12 protein-coding genes are annotated in these 16,372 nt (G+C 59.1%); 8 read left to right on the top strand and 4 right to left on the bottom strand.

Annotated elements, in window-relative coordinates; genetic code table 11:
• Window positions 1-82: 82 nt before the first annotated feature.
• Window positions 83-865 (top strand): DeoR/GlpR family DNA-binding transcription regulator, encoded by a 783-nt coding sequence (locus tag TK42_RS20300; protein ID WP_103734966.1) that lies wholly within the window; start codon window positions 83-85, stop codon window positions 863-865.
• 8 nt (window positions 866-873) lie between these two features.
• Here TK42_RS20300 and acpP read toward each other — a convergent pair whose 3' ends face one another.
• The 3 genes from acpP to TK42_RS20285 form a co-directional block, all read right to left on the bottom strand.
• Window positions 874-1,113 carry an acyl carrier protein gene (gene acpP, locus TK42_RS20295; RefSeq protein WP_103734965.1) on the bottom strand — a complete coding sequence of 80 codons (240 nt, stop codon included), beginning with the start codon at window positions 1,111-1,113 and terminating at the stop codon, window positions 874-876.
• Window positions 1,114-1,416: 303 nt separating this feature from the next.
• A complete protein-coding gene (locus TK42_RS20290) occupies window positions 1,417-1,848 on the bottom strand; it encodes a DNA methylase (RefSeq protein WP_103734964.1) in 432 nt (143 codons plus the stop codon).
• A 2-nt stretch (window positions 1,849-1,850) separates the two neighbouring features.
• On the bottom strand, window positions 1,851-2,060 hold the full coding sequence (locus tag TK42_RS20285) for a hypothetical protein (RefSeq protein ID WP_032880786.1): 210 nt from the start codon (window positions 2,058-2,060) through the stop codon (window positions 1,851-1,853).
• A 197-nt stretch (window positions 2,061-2,257) separates the two neighbouring features.
• On the opposite strand from TK42_RS20285, the gene TK42_RS20280 reads away from it, so the two are divergent.
• Entirely contained in the window at window positions 2,258-2,761 is a 504-nt protein-coding gene (locus TK42_RS20280; protein WP_103734963.1) for a DUF4142 domain-containing protein, read from the top strand.
• A 27-nt stretch (window positions 2,762-2,788) separates the two neighbouring features.
• Window positions 2,789-3,349 carry a type 1 glutamine amidotransferase domain-containing protein gene (locus TK42_RS20275; protein ID WP_078821187.1) on the top strand — a complete coding sequence of 187 codons (561 nt, stop codon included), beginning with the start codon at window positions 2,789-2,791 and terminating at the stop codon, window positions 3,347-3,349.
• A 60-nt stretch (window positions 3,350-3,409) separates the two neighbouring features.
• Here the strand turns inward: TK42_RS20275 and TK42_RS20270 are convergent, their stop codons facing one another.
• Window positions 3,410-3,616 (bottom strand): hypothetical protein, encoded by a 207-nt coding sequence (locus tag TK42_RS20270; RefSeq protein ID WP_005788888.1) that lies wholly within the window; start codon window positions 3,614-3,616, stop codon window positions 3,410-3,412.
• A gap of 287 nt (window positions 3,617-3,903) precedes the next feature.
• Between TK42_RS20270 and TK42_RS20265 the strand changes: the two genes are divergently transcribed.
• The 5 genes from TK42_RS20265 to TK42_RS20250 all read left to right on the top strand — a co-directional run bounded on the left by TK42_RS20265 (window position 3,904) and on the right by TK42_RS20250 (window position 16,356).
• Window positions 3,904-4,380 carry a hemerythrin domain-containing protein gene (locus TK42_RS20265; protein WP_032880783.1) on the top strand — a complete coding sequence of 159 codons (477 nt, stop codon included), beginning with the start codon at window positions 3,904-3,906 and terminating at the stop codon, window positions 4,378-4,380.
• Between the two features lie 177 nt (window positions 4,381-4,557).
• Window positions 4,558-7,167, top strand: a complete 2,610-nt coding sequence (locus tag TK42_RS20260) for a Tc toxin subunit A (protein ID WP_103734962.1) — start codon at window positions 4,558-4,560, stop codon at window positions 7,165-7,167.
• A gap of 34 nt (window positions 7,168-7,201) precedes the next feature.
• Window positions 7,202-8,992, top strand: coding sequence for a neuraminidase-like domain-containing protein (locus TK42_RS27185; RefSeq protein WP_256584616.1), 1,791 nt, complete (start codon window positions 7,202-7,204; stop codon window positions 8,990-8,992).
• Window positions 8,993-9,157: 165 nt separating this feature from the next.
• Window positions 9,158-11,917 carry a hypothetical protein gene (locus tag TK42_RS27180; protein ID WP_256584615.1) on the top strand — a complete coding sequence of 920 codons (2,760 nt, stop codon included), beginning with the start codon at window positions 9,158-9,160 and terminating at the stop codon, window positions 11,915-11,917.
• Window positions 11,914-16,356: a SpvB/TcaC N-terminal domain-containing protein gene (locus TK42_RS20250; protein WP_103734961.1), complete on the top strand. Its 4,443-nt coding sequence runs from the start codon at window positions 11,914-11,916 to the stop codon at window positions 16,354-16,356. The genes TK42_RS27180 and TK42_RS20250 overlap by 4 nt, the downstream gene beginning before the upstream one ends.
• Window positions 16,357-16,372 lie beyond the last annotated feature (16 nt).

Raw genomic sequence — 16,372 nt, 5'->3', positions numbered from 1 at the left:
GGCCATCGCCCACGCAACCAGCCGTTGCGTTTAACGCGCCCGACGATTAATCTCGCACAAACCCGCAAAACAGCGCACAAACATGCACAACACCCATCAAGCCATTGACCTGCCTTCCCTGCGCAAACAAAAAATTCTGTTGTTGCTCGAACGCGACGGCAAGGTCACGGCTTCCGAGCTGGTCGAGCATTTCGCCGTGTCCCAGGACACCATTCGCCGCGACCTCGGCGAACTCGCCGCCGCCGGTTTATTGCAGCGCGTACACGGCGGCGCCCTGCCCCGGCCCAAGGACACCGGCAAGGATTTCTTCACTCGTGTCGGCGAAACCACCGAAGTCAAACGCCACCTCGCGCGCCTGGCGGCCGAGCGAGTTGAAGACGGCCAGATCGTGCTGTTCGATTCCGGCTCCACCACCCTGCAGATCGCCCAGTCACTGCCGCAGGCGATCCACCTGACGGTGGTCACCCCATCGCCGATGATCGCCATCGCCCTGGCGGACCATCCGCATGTAACGCTGATCCTGGCCGGAGGCCAACTCAACCCCGCCACCCTTTCAACCGGCGGGCATGAAGCGCTACGCCTGATCCAGAGCATCAAGGCCGACCTGCTGTTTACCGGCGTGTGCGCACTGCACCCGCAAGTGGGCATTACCTCGCTGCATTTTGCCGAAGTGGCAGTCAAGCAAGCCTTGATAGACAGCGCGTCCCAAGTGGTTGCAGTGACAACCTCAGACAAACTCGGTGCAGTGGAACCGTTTGTGGTGGCACCGTGCAGCCGTATTCATACGCTCATTACCGAATGGGATGCGCCGGGGGTGGAGGCTTATGAGCAATCAGGCATCGAAGTGCTACGGATGGAGGTTTGATTGCAGCATTAACGCTTAACCACTTTCGTAATGACATTGATCGCCTGTTGCACCGTGGTTATGGTTTCGGCGACATCGTCTGGAATTTCGAAAAAAAACTCTTCCTCCAAAAACATGACGAGTTCAACAAGGGTCGTAGAGTCGGCACCCAGGTCATCAATGAAAGATGCCTCATTACTAAACTCAGCCTCAGAAATCCCTAAATGATCAGACACTATTTTTCTAACACGTTGCTCTATATCAGCCATTTTTGCATACCCTTGCTCAACGTTATCGAAACCCAGCCGTTTGAGGCCGGCGTGTAAACGCCTTTAAAGATACGCACAGGTAAAAAAGCTTCTACTGTCAGAGTTGACAGTCAGCTATATCGGTTCGCAATAAGCAACGACTGTGTATCCACAGATATCGTTCGATGCTTAAAAACCTGCCGTTTTAGACCTAGTAAAGAGTTCAGCCCTGACGGCGGGTCACTTATAAAAAAAGCCCGACAGTGCCACCTTTTGGCTCCTCGCCCAGACTCCAACCAGTGCAGCCCACATACAGCGTTGGCATCAAAACAACATATCCGCCGCGTCGCGCATGAAAATCTCGATGGTCTTGGGACCTACGCCATCGAACGCCGCCAAGCGTTGTTCAAACGCCTGGCGATCTTCGCTGGCCTGCCGAATCCCGGTAATCTTGCCGCCGTAATCGGCATTGAGCCGGGCACTCAGGTCCAACAGGCGCTGCGCCGTGGTTTCGTCATACCGCACGTAATGCGCCCGCCCCAACATCGCCACTAACTCCCGCGATGTACAGTGCTGCAATTTGCGCGGCGTATCACGCCCCTCCTCCTCAATGATCACCTTGTAAGCCTGGGCAGCGATGGGCGCCTGGATGCGTTTGCCCATCAGGAAGCTGGCGATGAACCACTTGAACAGACTGGCGTCATCATCGGGTTTTAGCTCGATGCCCAACTGGGCAGCGCTGATGGAGCGGGCCATGCTCAATGCCCTTTGTCGAGCTTCTCGTTGATCGCATCCGTCTGGCGTTCAATGTCCTTGATCGAGGTGGGTGTCACCACTTTGTCGATGGTTTCGGTCTTCGGGTTCGCACGCTCCAGCGTCTGCCCTTTCAGACCTTCAGCCTTACCCTTCTGCGCGTCTTCAGAGCTGACGGGGTCGGGGGTTTTATCGGCGCTCTTGTGTTCGTTCACAGTGCAATCTCCTGCCTATAACGGCCTTCCAAACAGTGGCGGCCTTATGCAGCAGAACACGCTGAATTTGAATTGGTTCAAGGAAATTGCCACACCTGACCGTTGGGCAAACACGCGCAAAAAAAATTAAACCTTTTGCTCGCCCCCCCGCTCAACACTTGGGTACGGCATCGCGCCATTTCCTGAGGAGAGACCCCATGACAACTCGACTGATGAAACAAATGGGCCTGACGTTCGCACTCGTTGCCGGCTCGATTTCGACCGCTATAGCGGCCACGTCCAACGACTTTGTCGACAACGCCGCCGAGGGCGGTATTACCGAGGTGGAAGCCGGCAAGCTGGCGCTGGAAAAAAGCAGCTCGGCAGACGTAAAAACCTTTGCGCAGCATATGGTGACTGACCATACCAAAGCCAATAACGAGCTGATGGCCTTGGCAAAAAAACTCGATATCGAGGTTCCGGATGACGCCGCCCTGACCGACAAGGCGAAGAAAGCGATTCTGGAAATGCGCGACGAATCGTTCGACAAGGCCTACGCCAACAACCAGGTGGCCGCCCATGAAAAAACCGTAGAACTGTTCAAGAAAGAAGCGGCCTCTTCGGACAGTGCCGAGCTGAAGGCTTTCGCCACCAAGACGCTGCCAACCCTTGAAGCTCACTTGAAAATGGCCAAGGAACTGCAAAGCAAATACACCAAATAATCAACCTGACACCGGAGGCATCTGAGTATGAGTTCGCAACTCACGGGTAAGAAAATCCTCGTCATCACGTCCAACACCGGGATCGAGCGCGACGAGCTGCTCAAACCCCTGGAAACCCTGCGTGGCTATGGCGCGACGGTGACGCACGCCTCCAGCAAGGGCGGCACCACCCAGACCTTTGTCGGCGATACCGAAAAGGACGGGACAGTTGAGTCCGATGTGCAATTGTCTGATGTGGTCGGCAGCAACTTCGATGCATTGGTCATCCCGGGCGGGACGGTGAATGCCGACACTTTGCGTCAGGATGCCGCGGCGCTGCGCTTGATCAACGAGTTCGCTCAGGCCGGCAAGACCATCGCAGCGATCTGCCACGGCCCGTGGGCGCTGATCGACGCAGGCGTGGTCAAGGGCAAAACCCTGACCTCGTACAAAAGCGTACGCATCGACTTGGAAAACGCTGGCGCTGCGGGCGTAGTGGATGCTGAGGTCAAGGAATGCAAAGCCAATGGCTGGACCTTGATCACCTCACGGACGCCGGACGATTTGCCGGCGTTCAATGAGGCGATTGCCAGAGCTGTGGCCGGCTGATCATGGCTAACGAATGACAACAGGCGCCCATGGGCGCCTGTTTTTATATGGCTCACCGACTCAGCTCTTGCGATGCTCGGCCATCTCGCGCTTGGGGCCGAACATCGCCCATGCGATCAACCCCAACAGCGGCACAAAAACCAGTACCACCACCCACAGTCCCTTGGTCTCCCAGCCACCGGTACTGCGCAAGACGATATTGATCGCCCACAGTTCCAAGAGCAGCAGAATCACTGCCAATATGATCCAGATATATTCTATTTGCATGATTCACCTCCTGAGGTCTAAAGGTTAGGTCAAGCAGATCGCTCAAGGGTTCCATTAGAATTTTCAGGAACGCTCACGCGAGCCCGGCACGTGACCGGCAGGAGTGCGTTGTGCAATCTCGAAAGGGCCAGACCATGCAAGCTGCACGACGAACCCGCCCATATAAATCCCTATCTATTTGATTTAAATAGTTATTTAACCCCGATTAAAGTTGGTACGGCTGATGCAATTCCCTCACTACGAGGCGTGCGTTTCGACATGCCCGACAACTACCCGTGAGGTTGCACATGAATGCCATCGACCTGCTTAAAGCCGACCATGAACGCGTCAAGACCCTGCTGACCCAACTAAGCGAGTCCACCGAGCGCGGGGTTAAAAAGCGCACCGAGTTGCTAGCCAAGCTCGAGATGGAAATCACCCTGCACACCAAGCTCGAAGAAGAAATCCTTTATCCCGCTTTTAGAAAAGCCGGTGGCAAGGAACAAGACATCATGTACCACGAGGCCAAGGAAGAGCACCGCACCGTCGACTCGCTGGTGCTGCCCGACCTGAAGCAGACCGAACCCTCCTCCACCGAATTTTCAGGCCGTGTGAAAGTGGTCAAGGAACTGCTTGAGCACCACATCGAAGAGGAAGAAACGGAGATGTTTCCCCAGGCGAAAAAACTGCTGGGCAAGGCAATACTTGAAGAGCTGGGGGCCGAAATGGAGGCGATGAAAGCGGCCTACAAAAAGGCCTCGACCAACAAACCCCTCGCGGCCTGATTGACCCGCAAATGAAAGCTCAAGCGACGGCCCCACGGGGTCTGTCGCGCTATCGAGCTTCACCAGTGATTTCTCCTCGCCTACTCGGCGACCCGGCCGACCGAGCCGGCCTGGACGCCCATGCTAGCGTGCCGTTGCCCATGGCATTGGCACTGGGCTTTCAGGAGATTCACCAAAATGGACACGCATTCGCCCACCTACACCAGGCTCTTCAAGGAAGACTGGGAGCTGCTTTGCTCGGCTTCCTCCATGGCTGCCGTCGATTCACCGGCAGCCTATCTAAAGGCGCTGTATTTATTTGCCCAGGTGCTTGAGGACAGCGGAAAAGGCCGAGCCGGCAAAGTCACCCTGGACCAGCGGCGACCTGAGCTCAAGGCATTGCCCATCGACGAACACAGCCTGACGGCTGTGATCCCCCAACTGTCGATCATTAATGAAACCCTCACTCACCAGATCGACACATACCTTGGAAAGACCACCGGTGAAAACCGTGGACGCTCGCTGGATACGGTGCTTGGTCTTCAACGTTTTCCGTTCGCACTGCCGTTTGAACGAGCCCATCGGCAATGCTGGCTCAGCTTGTCCGCAGGCAAGCCGCAACTGGGTGAACTCAGCTATCGCATCAGTCTGAAGCTGCCCATTACCCAACGCGCTCAGAACGCCTACGGCGTCGTCAGGCACGCGGCCTATGAAGCACAGCGATTGCTGTGCGGCTTGAGCCCTGCACAGCAAAACTTGTTGACGGAACCGTTTCTGGAAAACTCGGGGAATGTGCACGCCACTGAGTTTTTCGCGCGGCACTATGGCCTCCAGGAGGAGTCGCTCAGAAAAACGCCCCATTGGCTGCACCAAACCGCTCTGACTCGCGACCAGGCTCAGGCATTACTGGCATGTGGCAGGTACCTGCCGGTGCTCTCGGGCAATGTATCTGCCGCCGCACTGCCAAGGCCGACGCCCGAGCTGCAGACACATGAACGGGCAGCCTACGTGAACGGCCCAATAACCAGCAATGCCGAGACGCGGCAACCGCTGTCGATAGAGCACACAGAACTGCAAAACACCTCATGGAACCGCTACCAGCGCCTGCACCGAATGATTCGCCTGCAACGCTGGACGCAACTGCCGTTTGAGGATCTGGACGCGCTGTTGATCAGCGTTGTGCGACGTGAGCAGGATGCTGATCCGCATCAGCCCTGCAACGACAATACCCTGCGGGCGCTGGGTGTCTACCGCTACCTGGAGCGGCGTCATGGCCTGCCACTTGAAGAGTTTGCGGCGATGCTGGATGAGCTTCCTGTGTGGGCGTCGGGCAATCGCCTGTCGCTGTACGACCAGGTGTTCAACCACGCTTCAATGCCCGGCGAGACACTGCGGGTGGATGTGCCAAATCTGGCGCTGCATGAAGCGCTGCCGGACAACCTGCGACATCGGCTATGTGCCGGTCTGAACCTTGGGGACACCCCCGACGCCTTGCATTGGCTGATCGGACAGGCGCGTCAATACCTGCCTTCGCCTTGCCGAACGCTGACGTTCTATAGCGCCCTGTACCGCCAGGCCCGGATCGCACGGTTGTTCGGGTTATCGGTGCTCGACAGTCATCACGTGGCGGCACTGCTCGGCGGTACGGATTACACAGCCCAACTGGTCACCCCCTCCCTACGCAGCTCCGGCGTCAATGCACCGCCAGACATGCTCGATATGCTGATGCAAATGGATTGGCTGCTCGGTTGGCTCAAGGACGCGCGCCAATCGGTTGATCAACTTCGCCGTCGTTTAGTCCTGGAGGAAGACGCACAGCCGGCCCAGGTCCAGGCGTACCTCACCCAGCTTGATGACCTGGTGCAATTGACCCGACAGGGGCTGCTGGCGCAAGAAGACATCGCTGACCTTACGCTGCCCCAGCCCGAACCTGACACCAGGGCCGCGCCTATTCCCTGGCATGCCCTCATCGTCCAGGGCCTGCTGCACAGCCACCCCCAGCTCAAGCCGCCAGCTCCCAGCGAACTGCCCAAGGCACTTGTGCAACTCATTGAAGCTCGAACCCTGAGCCTGGACCCGACCCGCAACGCTACCCTGCACGCCGATGCCAAACACGCAGTTACCAAGAAGCTGGGCGAGTTCTATCGGCAGCTGCAGCCCTTGAAGGACAAAATCGATGCGCTGTTCAGCGCCCCATCGCATTTGCCTGGCGATCCGGCACTGTACCTGCAATCGCGCAAGCTCGCCGCCCGACAGATTGCCCGTGCGGCCACCGCCCAATCGCCCCTTGACCTGGTCAAACATCTGCTGCTGCTGTTGCCGGACGCCGAAGTGTTATTGGAGCTGACGGTGAGCCGCCAGACCCTGCACACCTTTTTGCTCCACCCGCACTGGTTGAGCCAGGAGCAGACGCAAGGCTCGCTGCTCAAGCTGACACTGAACACGCTGTACCTGCTGCAGCGCTTTGCCCACTGCCTCGACACCTATGGGCTTGCCCAACACAGCGTTCTCGATTACCTGCAACGCGCCAACACACCCTCTGCGGCAAACGTCGACACCTCGGCCAGCCCACGACTGGCCGCCCTGCTCAAGTGGGACGCCGGCGAGATCGAGCATCTGGTCGACCATCTCCCGAACAAACAGGTAAAAACCCTGGCCGACCTGGACTGGATCCTGCGTTGCCACCAAACCGTCAGACTCACCGGGCTCTGTGCCAAAACCCTGCTCAAGGCGACCGACCTGCACGCCACATTGATGAATGAGGACTGGAAACACGTCGGTTCGGCATTGATCACTACCGCCCCATAACACCGCTTTGTTGCGACCGGATCAAGGAACGACCATGTCTGCCCCCATCACCCAATACCTCAACGAACAGCTGCGCGACGCGATGCTGGCGTTCTACATGAACACCGTACTGCCCGAAGATCCCACCGTGCAGGCACTGCAACTGGCCGACACCTTCAAGCGCGTCGACGATGTCTACACCTACTGGCTGCTCGACCCCCAGGTCAGCCACGCGGTGCCCACTACTCGTATTGCCAGCGCGATTGCCAGCCTTCAGCAGTACATCAACGCCATCTACCTGGGCCTGGAACCCGGCTACGAAGAAACAGGCATGAGCCATGCCCAGCAGACCGAATGGCGAGACACCTTGCTGACCTACTCGCTGTGGCGTGCCAACCAACAACTTCGCCAGTACCCGGCCAGTTACCTGAGCCCCACCCTGCGCCACGACAAGAGCGACAGTTTCAGACAACTGGAAGACGAGTTGAACCAGTTCCGGACCGAGCCGGCATCGCTCTTGAAGGCTGTCCACGGTTACCTCAATCGCTTCGAAGAACTCGCCAATATCAGAACCCTCAATGGCTATATCGATGGCGATAAGGACAGCTTCGCCAGCAGCGCCTATTACTTCATTGGCAAATCAAGCTCTGAAAACACCTATTACTGGCGCACGCTGGCTATGCCTGAGCGCCCAGTCGAGGGCGCCGCTCCCAACCCAACGGCCTGGTCTGGATGGAAAAAAATCCATCTATCCATCGACGACAATGTTCCCGAACAGACGATCCGCCCAGTGGTGTTCAATGGCCGTCTTTTCCTGGTGTGGGCCCAATGTATCAATCCGATGTCCTCCACCAAAGACATCACCCCGTTTGGACGCGGCGACGTTGAATCCGACAAGGACTACCAGCAACGCCTGGATACCCGGATACAGAGTACCTACCTGCAGTTCCGGCTGTACTTCTCGTTCAAAAAGCTCGATGACAGCTGGAGCACGCCGCAACTGTGCATCCAGGAATACAACATCGCCAAAGACCTCGACGAGTTGAGTTCAGAGGACTTGATGAGTGCCACCCATACGATTGCCGTTGTAGACGCGAACACCCACGCACCGTCGCTGTTTCTGGGCCTCATCGCCCATCCGGACGCTCCAGCACCCGCGCAGAACAACGGTACCCATAGAAACTTTTACCAAGCCATTCGCGTGGACGAACACTTCAACACCCATTGGCTTGAGAGCATCGGTAGCACCCGCAAGACGCGCCTGTGGCTCGATGAGTCTCACCTGGAACTGGCGGGGCGCTACCTGGCCATGTTTGCACACCACAACCATGCCAGGTTTCAGTTCAGGGCTACGAAAACCGCGCAGGTAAACGTGGAGGCTTTAACCCATGACGCGCCTCATGGCGCTGTCAACGGCTGGAATTATGCAGGCCACCAGAACAAGATCCGTGCGCTGACGAGCGCCGATATCAAGTTCAATACCACGACCTCGATACTGGAGGTGACGACCAGGCTCGCAGAAGGCTTCGAGCCGCATCGCACCCTGATCTTCAACTACGACAACGACCTGGTCACGTTTACCCTGACCTTGAGTACAAACGGCGTGCCCCGGGCAAATGAAACACTGAAGTTGAGCGCCACCTCACAGATCCATCTCAAGAGCGCCGTGCTCATTGAAGTGTCCTCCGTGCAAATAGGGCTGAGCCTCAAATGCCAGAAAACCGGAGTCGAGCAGGCTGACTTTATTCGCAATCAAAGTAATGAACCGTTCAGTCTTGCCCTACCACCGAAAAAAAATGCCAGCCCCCCCACAGATTCCGTCACCCTGGACCTGGACGGGGCATAAATTTCACGCGAAGCCTTCGAGTATTTTTCCAACGCCCCGGATTCTGCTTACCTCGTTTCGCTGACATTCCATGAAGATCACGGCTCGCCACCGGACCATAAGCACGACTTGTTCATCGGCACTGTCACGCTCTACCAAAAACAACGTCTGTACAGACCCGTACTGATGTATATGAAACAAGCCGATGCTGCTTTGCCGGAAACCCTGAACAGGAACAATACCGTGCTGGTCGGGCAGGCCGAACACTCGCGCCGCAACCTGCGCGATGCCTTCCCGGAACTGTCCATAAAGCATTTTTTTGACGTGCCGATCGAGTTCGCGCCGCAGACGATGAGACCTTATGGCGAGGACCCCGGCAATCCTCCTCCGACCTCATTGACCCTTATCCACGGCGTGTTGATACTGGAAAGCGATGTGCGCTATCCCTCGCCTACCATTCTGGGCTATGCGCTGAAAACTGCCACATTCACGCTCGGCACCCATAGCAATCCTCCTGTCATACCGCTGGCCCCGCGTATTCGTCGTCTCACATCGGCGCCTTATGGCACGGCGGAGTTCATCGATTTCGACGGCAGCGCCATCGAGTACGGCGTTACGCCTAAGCACAAACGCGCGCCCATTCGTACCAATACCTGCGTCGCGAGCCTGCTGACAAAAACCGCAGGGGCTGATGTGCATCACCTGTTCTCCTTGCCAACGGACGCCTGGCGTGAGCCACCGCTGGCGGGCGAAAAGAATTACAGCCTGCTGGACTTCCAGGGTGCCCATGGCGCGTATTACTGGGAGCTGTTTCTTTACCTGCCCTGGTTGTTGGCGCACCGTTTGAACCTGGAACAGCAATATGCCGACGCCGAAGTCTGGATACGTTTTCTTTTCGATCCTGCTCACCAGTCTGCCCATTGGCGTCAGCCGATGCTGTTGGCCGACACTACGCCACAACCCAGCCAGACCTTGCTCTGCGCTCATCGACTGGCCAAAAGCAGCCCCGTGCATTTTCGCCAGGCGCTGTACCTGTTGTATGTCGATATCCTGCTTAATCGCGGTGACGCGGCCTACCGGGAAATGAGCCGCGACAGTCTGGCCGAGGCCAAGCTGTGGTACATCCGCGCTAAAGGATTGCTGGGGCTGCGCCCACCGCTCAATGCTGTTGATCCCTGGGTGACCACGACCCTGGACAAACTGCAAAGTCCCTCGTCACTTGGCATAACGCCGGTGCCTGCCGGCACAGCACGGCTGTGCCGATCCCTGAGCCCAGACCTGCTGATGCGCTGGGACAAGGTTGATGCGCGCCTGTACAACCTTCGCCATCACCTTGACCTGACCGGCAAGCCCATGAGCCTGCCGCTCTACGCCGCCACGCTGACACCCCAAACGTTGCTGGCCGCCTACCAGCAAGGCACCGGCGGCGCCGGCGTGCAGACAACCCTGCGCACTGCGCACGCCGGGCACTATCGCTTCCAGGTGGTACTGGGGCACGCGTTGCAGGCCGTCGATAACCTGATCCAGTTGGGAGTGACCTTGCTGTCACTGTGGGAGCGCAAGGAGCAGGCCCACTCTGTAGAATCCCAGCAACAACAGGCCTGGGAACTGGCAAGGTTAGCCGTCGAGCAACAAGCCCAGGCCGTGCAGGTCGATACCAGAAACAAGCATGCCTTGCTGGCCGGACGTCGCATCGTCGAGGCCCGGGTGGCCTTCTTCGAGCAGCAACTCAAGGTCGGCATCAGCCCGGCAGAAGCCCAGGCCACCCAGGCGTATCAGGACAGCGCACACTGGGAAACGGCAGCCGCGGTTGCTCAAGCCGGCGCGGGCCTGGCGATGCTGATACCGAATATTTTCGGCACCTCCAATGGCGGCGTGCGTTACGAAGGTGCCTTTCACGCGCTGCAAGCCATGTCCCAAGGCATGGCCAACGAACAGCGCGCCAACGCCGCCCACCTCGACCGCTCCGACCTGTTCGCCCGCCGCGCCGCCGAATGGGGCAATGCCCTGGAGCAGGCGCGCCTGGAACTGGCCCAGGTCGATGCACAACTGCTGGCTTACACCGAACAAGAGCAACATACCCGCCTGCAATTGCGCCTGGCCCAAACCTCGTTCACCCAGGCGCGAACCTTGTATGACCTACTGGGTAAACGCTTTACCAACGCTCAGCTCTATCAATGGCTCAACGGCCAGCTTTCGACGTTCTACTACCAGGCGTATGACGCCACCCTGTCCCTGTGCCTGGCCGCCGAGGCGTGCTGGCAAGAGGAGCGCGCGGAGTGGGACAAACACTTCATTCAAACCGGGCTCTGGGTTCGCCAATACCGTGGCCTCAGCGCCGGCGAAGCCCTTAAACAGAATTTGCTGAGCATGAGCAGTGCCTACGCCACCCAGAACGAACGCCTGCTGGAGATCACCAAAACCGTGTCGTTGCGTCAGCTTCACGACCAAGACGCTTCAGCCACAGGCGATAAACCCTGGGCAACGCTTAAAGCCGAACTGCTGACTAACGGTACGCTGAGCTTCGAACTGACCCGCAAGCTGTTCGACGACGATTACCCTGGCCACTACCTACGACGGATCAAAAGCGTCAGTGTCTCACTGCCTGCCACCCTGGGGCCCTACGAAGACATCAAGGCCCTCCTGACCCAGACCGGCAATACCACGCAGCTTGCGCCCACCTCTGATAAACCCGAGGTTGCAGCAAAGAAAGACTGGCGCGCCAGGCAGGAAATCGCCCTGTCCAACGGGCTCAACGACAGCGGCCTGTTTACTTTGAACTTCGACGGTGACGAACGTTATCTGCCGTTCGAATACACCGGCGCCATTTCCACCTGGCAACTGAGCTTCCCCAACCATACGCGGCAAGGGGACCTGCTCAAATCCTTGACCGATATCATCGTGCACCTGCGTTACACCGCCAGGAACAGCGGAGGCCTGCGATGAGCATGCAGTCATCCGATTTTTTGCAGCCGGCAATCCCTGCCCTGCCCAAGGGCGGCGGTGCCATCCAGGGCCCTGGCGTCAGTTGGGGGCCTGTCGGCTCACGGGGCGAGGCGTGCCTGGACGTGCCTTTGCCGATTTCGCCCGGACGCGGTTTCGCCCCTGCGTTGAGCCTCGGGTATCGCAGCTCACAAGGCAATGGCCCGTTCGGACTCGGCTGGACACTGTCGGCGGGCGCGATCAGCCGTGATACACGCAAGGGTATCCCGGCCTACGGCGAAGATGACCGTTTCGTCAGCCCCCAAGGTGTCGAGCTGATCCCGGAGCGTGACGCCCATGGCGAGATTCACGCCACCGCTTGCGACCAGTACAACGGCCTGTCCCTGGGTGAAGCGCATCGGGTAGTGCGCTATGTACCCATCGTCGAGGGCAGGTTCGATCGGATCGAACATTGGTCATCCTCAAGTGATACTGCCGGGTTCTGGCTGGTACAGGGTGCGGACGGCTGCGTACATCTGTTCGGCAAAACCCTGATGGCTCGCTGCACAGACCCGGAGGACAGCCACCATGTGGCCCAATGGTTGTTGCAGGAAAGTCTCAATCCCCTGGGAGAGCAGATTTATTACCACTACAAGCCAGAAGACCAGCGCGCTCCAATCACCAGGGATTACCGTGCGCAGCGTTACCTGGCCAGGGTGTGCTACGGCAACCTGCGACACTGCGAACACTTGGCGCTTTGGAATACCGATGTGCTCGCCGAGAAACAATGGCACTTCGAGCTGCTGCTCGACTACGGCGAACGCCACATCGAGCTGAGCCAGGTGCCGACCTACGCCGAGCAACGGCCGTGGCTCTCGCGCGGCGACCCGTTCTGCAATTACGCCTACGGTTTTGAACTCGGCACCCAGCGGCTTTGCCGGCAAGTCCTGATGTTTCATTACTTCCCGGATGAGCCGAGCATGGGCGCCAACCCGGTGCTGACCCGGCGACTGCTGCTGGAACACACCGACCGTCACGCCGCAGGCAGTTGCTTGAATGCCTTGCACAACCAGGCATATGACGCTCAGGGAGCGGCCAGCGCCTGGCCGCCCCTGGAACTGGCCTATAGCGCCTTCAAGCCGGTACTGGAACCCGCCCGCTACCAGCCGTTCGACGGCATGGCGGGTGTCAACGATGGGCAACACTATCAACTGGTGGACCTGCGCAACGACGGTCTGCCGGGCATCCTGCACCGTACCGACAAAAGTTGGTATTACCGCGAACCGCTCAGGGCTGCGCGTGCGACCGGCCTCGATGCGGTGACCTATGGGCCATGGCAGGCATTGCCACGCATTCCCGTCGCCGACACTGCCCAGGCCACCCGTCAGGCCCTGGCAGACCTTAATGGTGACGGGCACCTCGAATGGGTGGTGGCCCAACCGGGCATGAGCGGTTTTTTCACCCTCGATACGCAGCAACAATGGTCAAGTTTTACGCCGTTCGCGGCAATACCCCAGGAGTTTTTCCATCCCCACGGGCAATTCGCTGACCTGATGGGCAGCGGCCGCCTGGACCTTGCGTTGATCGGCAATCACAGCGTACGTTTGTATGCCCATCATCAGGGCGAGGGGTATGGCGCCGGCCTCCAAGTGCCCTACGAGCACGCCGACGAGGGTCTGCCCACGCTCAGCCATACATCGACCGAACTGGTCGCCTTCTGCGACCCGTTGGGCAGCGGTCAACAGCACTTGGTGCGTATTCGCCATAATGAAATCAGATGCTGGCCAAACCTGGGCCGCGGACGCTTCGGCAAGGGGTTCATGTTTGCGGCATTGCCGTTCGACTACGCCAGCTTCGAAGCCGCCAATATCCGCCTGGCTGACCTCGACGGTTCAGGCGCGGTGGACCTGATTTACCTGCAGCCCGAACAACTGCTGATTCTCATGAACCGCGCCGGCAGCGGGCTGATGCCGCCCGTGACGTTGCCCTGGCCAGACGGCGTGCTCCACGACGCGACGTGTCAGGTCAGTTTCGCCGACCTTCAAGGCCTGGGCTGTTCCAGCCTGATCCTGAGCGTGCCGCACATCAAACCCCGGCATTGGCGCTTCGACTTTGTCCGCCGAAAACCTTATTTGTTGACGGCAACCCTCAACAACATGGGAGCGGCCACCCAACTGAGTTACCGCAGCAGTGCCCAGGAATGGCTCGACGAAAAACACCAGCGCCAGTCATCGGGGAAAGCCTCAGTCAGCAGCCTGCCCTTCCCCGTGCCGGTGGTTCGGCATCAGCGGCAAACAGACCAGGTCAGCGGCAATCGGCTGACCCAGTATTTTCGCTACCGTGAAGCCTGTCACGACAGCGTTGAGCGCCGGTTCATCGGCTTCGGCCTGGTGCTGGAAAGCGATATGCCGCCGTCCGCCAATACCGCATCGGGGATACTGACCAAGCGCTGGTTCAATACACTTGAGCTTTCGCGAGAGGGGTTTTATGCAGGGGATCGGCATGCGCCTGTGGTGGGGCCGACCCTGCTGAGCCAGTTGGAGACCGGGCGCACTCTGGACACCCTGATTGCCAACCCGCAGGCATCGACCTGGCATCAAGTGCGGCGTGCGCTGGCCGGTAGCCTGTTGCGCGAGGAGGTCTACGCCGCCGCCGATCAACCGCCGAACGGCGTGCCCTACTCGGTGCAGCAGCAACGTTATCTGGTACGCCTTATAAGCCCGTCGCGAAAGGCTGGCGAACCGGCGACACTGCTGCCTTTGCTGCTGGAATCGATCACCTGTCACTACGAGCGCCAACAGGATGATCCGCGCTGTCGGCACCTGTTGAATCTGCGCTGGGACACCTACGCAAGCCTTGTGCACAGCGTGGTGGTCGATTATGCCCGCCGCAAGAGCGCCACTGACGCCGCGCCGTCCGGCCAACCCCATGAGCAGCAGTGGTGGCGTGCGGCGCACGACCCGGCACAACAGGCTTACTACCTCAACGAAACCCTCGCCCGCTTCATTCACCTGGACGCACCGCAACGCTGGCGCCTGCAACTGCCTTACCAGCAGCGCAGCAACGTACTGACGCTACCCAGGCAAGCATGGCCGCACGGGCAGATCGGCTATGAACAATTCGTCGCCGAGGACGCGTCCAACCCCTTGAGGCCGGGTGACCAGCGCCAACTCGGCGGGCTGTCGGTGCAGCACTATTGCCTGGCGGAGCACACCACGCCGTTACCGCCCGGAACCGCGAGTTTCCAGGCTTTGCCCGCTTACGTCGAAGTGGCTGAACTCGATGCGCCGGCATTGAGTGTCTATCAGGACCCACAGATCACCGCCACCTTGACCGAACAACATTATCGCCCGATGTCCGCGTTTCTCTCGGCGATTGCAGGGCAGGACGATGCAATGACACTTTGGTCGGTCGGCCGCGGCTATAACCGTTACGCGCAACCTGAAGGGTTCTACCGGCCTCGTCGCCACCAGGCCAGCATGAGCCACGCCGCGACGCAGACCGAATACGATGCCTACTGGCTACACGTGATCAAGGTTCAGTCAGCGGACGGCTGCTCGACCCAAGCCGACTACGACTACCGGAACGGTCTGCCGGTGATAGTCACCGACGCACAGCGCACCCGGCAGTACGCGCAATACGATGCCCGCGGACATCTGATTGCCACTGGCCTTGGGGGTGAGGAACAGGGCGCGCCTGTCGGCTATGACAACTGGCAATCCGTCACCCGCGCCCTCGACAGCGGCCCGACACAAGCGCTGGCCGATCCTGCCACGGCCCTTAACAATGCCCAGAGCGCCTGCTTTTATGACGTGTTCAGTTGGATGGGCCGCATCCCGCCTGCCAGTGTGCAGGGGCACTGGGTGAGCAGCGGTTACCTGCTGCCCAGCGGGCACATTCGGGCCTCAGCGCTGTCGCGCATCAACCACCTGCCCAGCCAGCAGCCCCATCATCAAACGCTCATAAGCCTGATCAAGACCGCCCGTCGAGTACCGGTGCACGCCGTGGTGCTGCATGACGACCACTGGCAGGGAACGCCAGGTGAGGCCGATCGGCAGATCCACGTAGCCCTCGCCTTCAGTGATGGTTTTGGTCGCGTGCGGCAAACCCAGGAGCAGGCACAATCAGGCCCCGCGTTTGAGGTCGACCACGCAGGGACATTAAGCGAGGGCGCCGATCAAGTCGAAGCCAGTCGCCGTTGGCGCATCAGTGGGCGCGTCGAATACGACAACCGAGGTGGCGTGGCGCGGACCTGGCGGCCTTACTTCGCCGACCGTGCCGGGTACATCGATGACGAGGCATTCAACGCCTCACGCCCCAGCGAGCGACAGGTGCATGATGCTCTGGGGCGCACTGTAAGTGTGCTCAACGCCAATGGCGGCCTGCGGCGCCAAACGTATTGGGCCTGGTACACCGTAAGCGAGGACGAAAACGACACCGAGGAGGACAATCCTGCCGATTAGCAGCACTGAAGGCCGT

This window comes from Pseudomonas sp. GZJR-8, assembly GCF_002916705.1.
In the GTDB taxonomy this organism is placed as follows: domain Bacteria; phylum Pseudomonadota; class Gammaproteobacteria; order Pseudomonadales; family Pseudomonadaceae; genus Aquipseudomonas; species Aquipseudomonas synxantha_A.
This window is presented reverse-complemented; position numbering and strand designations above follow the sequence as displayed.

Coding starts and splice junctions, on each gene's coding strand:
- TK42_RS20300 (WP_103734966.1), top strand. CDS start 83: ATGCACAACACCCATCAAGCCATTGACCTGCCTTCCCTGCGCAAACAA.
- acpP (WP_103734965.1), bottom strand. CDS start 1,113: ATGGCTGATATAGAGCAACGTGTTAGAAAAATAGTGTCTGATCATTTA.
- TK42_RS20290 (WP_103734964.1), bottom strand. CDS start 1,848: ATGGCCCGCTCCATCAGCGCTGCCCAGTTGGGCATCGAGCTAAAACCC.
- TK42_RS20280 (WP_103734963.1), top strand. CDS start 2,258: ATGACAACTCGACTGATGAAACAAATGGGCCTGACGTTCGCACTCGTT.
- TK42_RS20275 (WP_078821187.1), top strand. CDS start 2,789: ATGAGTTCGCAACTCACGGGTAAGAAAATCCTCGTCATCACGTCCAAC.
- TK42_RS20270 (WP_005788888.1), bottom strand. CDS start 3,616: ATGCAAATAGAATATATCTGGATCATATTGGCAGTGATTCTGCTGCTC.
- TK42_RS20265 (WP_032880783.1), top strand. CDS start 3,904: ATGAATGCCATCGACCTGCTTAAAGCCGACCATGAACGCGTCAAGACC.
- TK42_RS20260 (WP_103734962.1), top strand. CDS start 4,558: ATGGACACGCATTCGCCCACCTACACCAGGCTCTTCAAGGAAGACTGG.
- TK42_RS27185 (WP_256584616.1), top strand. CDS start 7,202: ATGTCTGCCCCCATCACCCAATACCTCAACGAACAGCTGCGCGACGCG.
- TK42_RS27180 (WP_256584615.1), top strand. CDS start 9,158: ATGTATATGAAACAAGCCGATGCTGCTTTGCCGGAAACCCTGAACAGG.
- TK42_RS20250 (WP_103734961.1), top strand. CDS start 11,914: ATGAGCATGCAGTCATCCGATTTTTTGCAGCCGGCAATCCCTGCCCTG.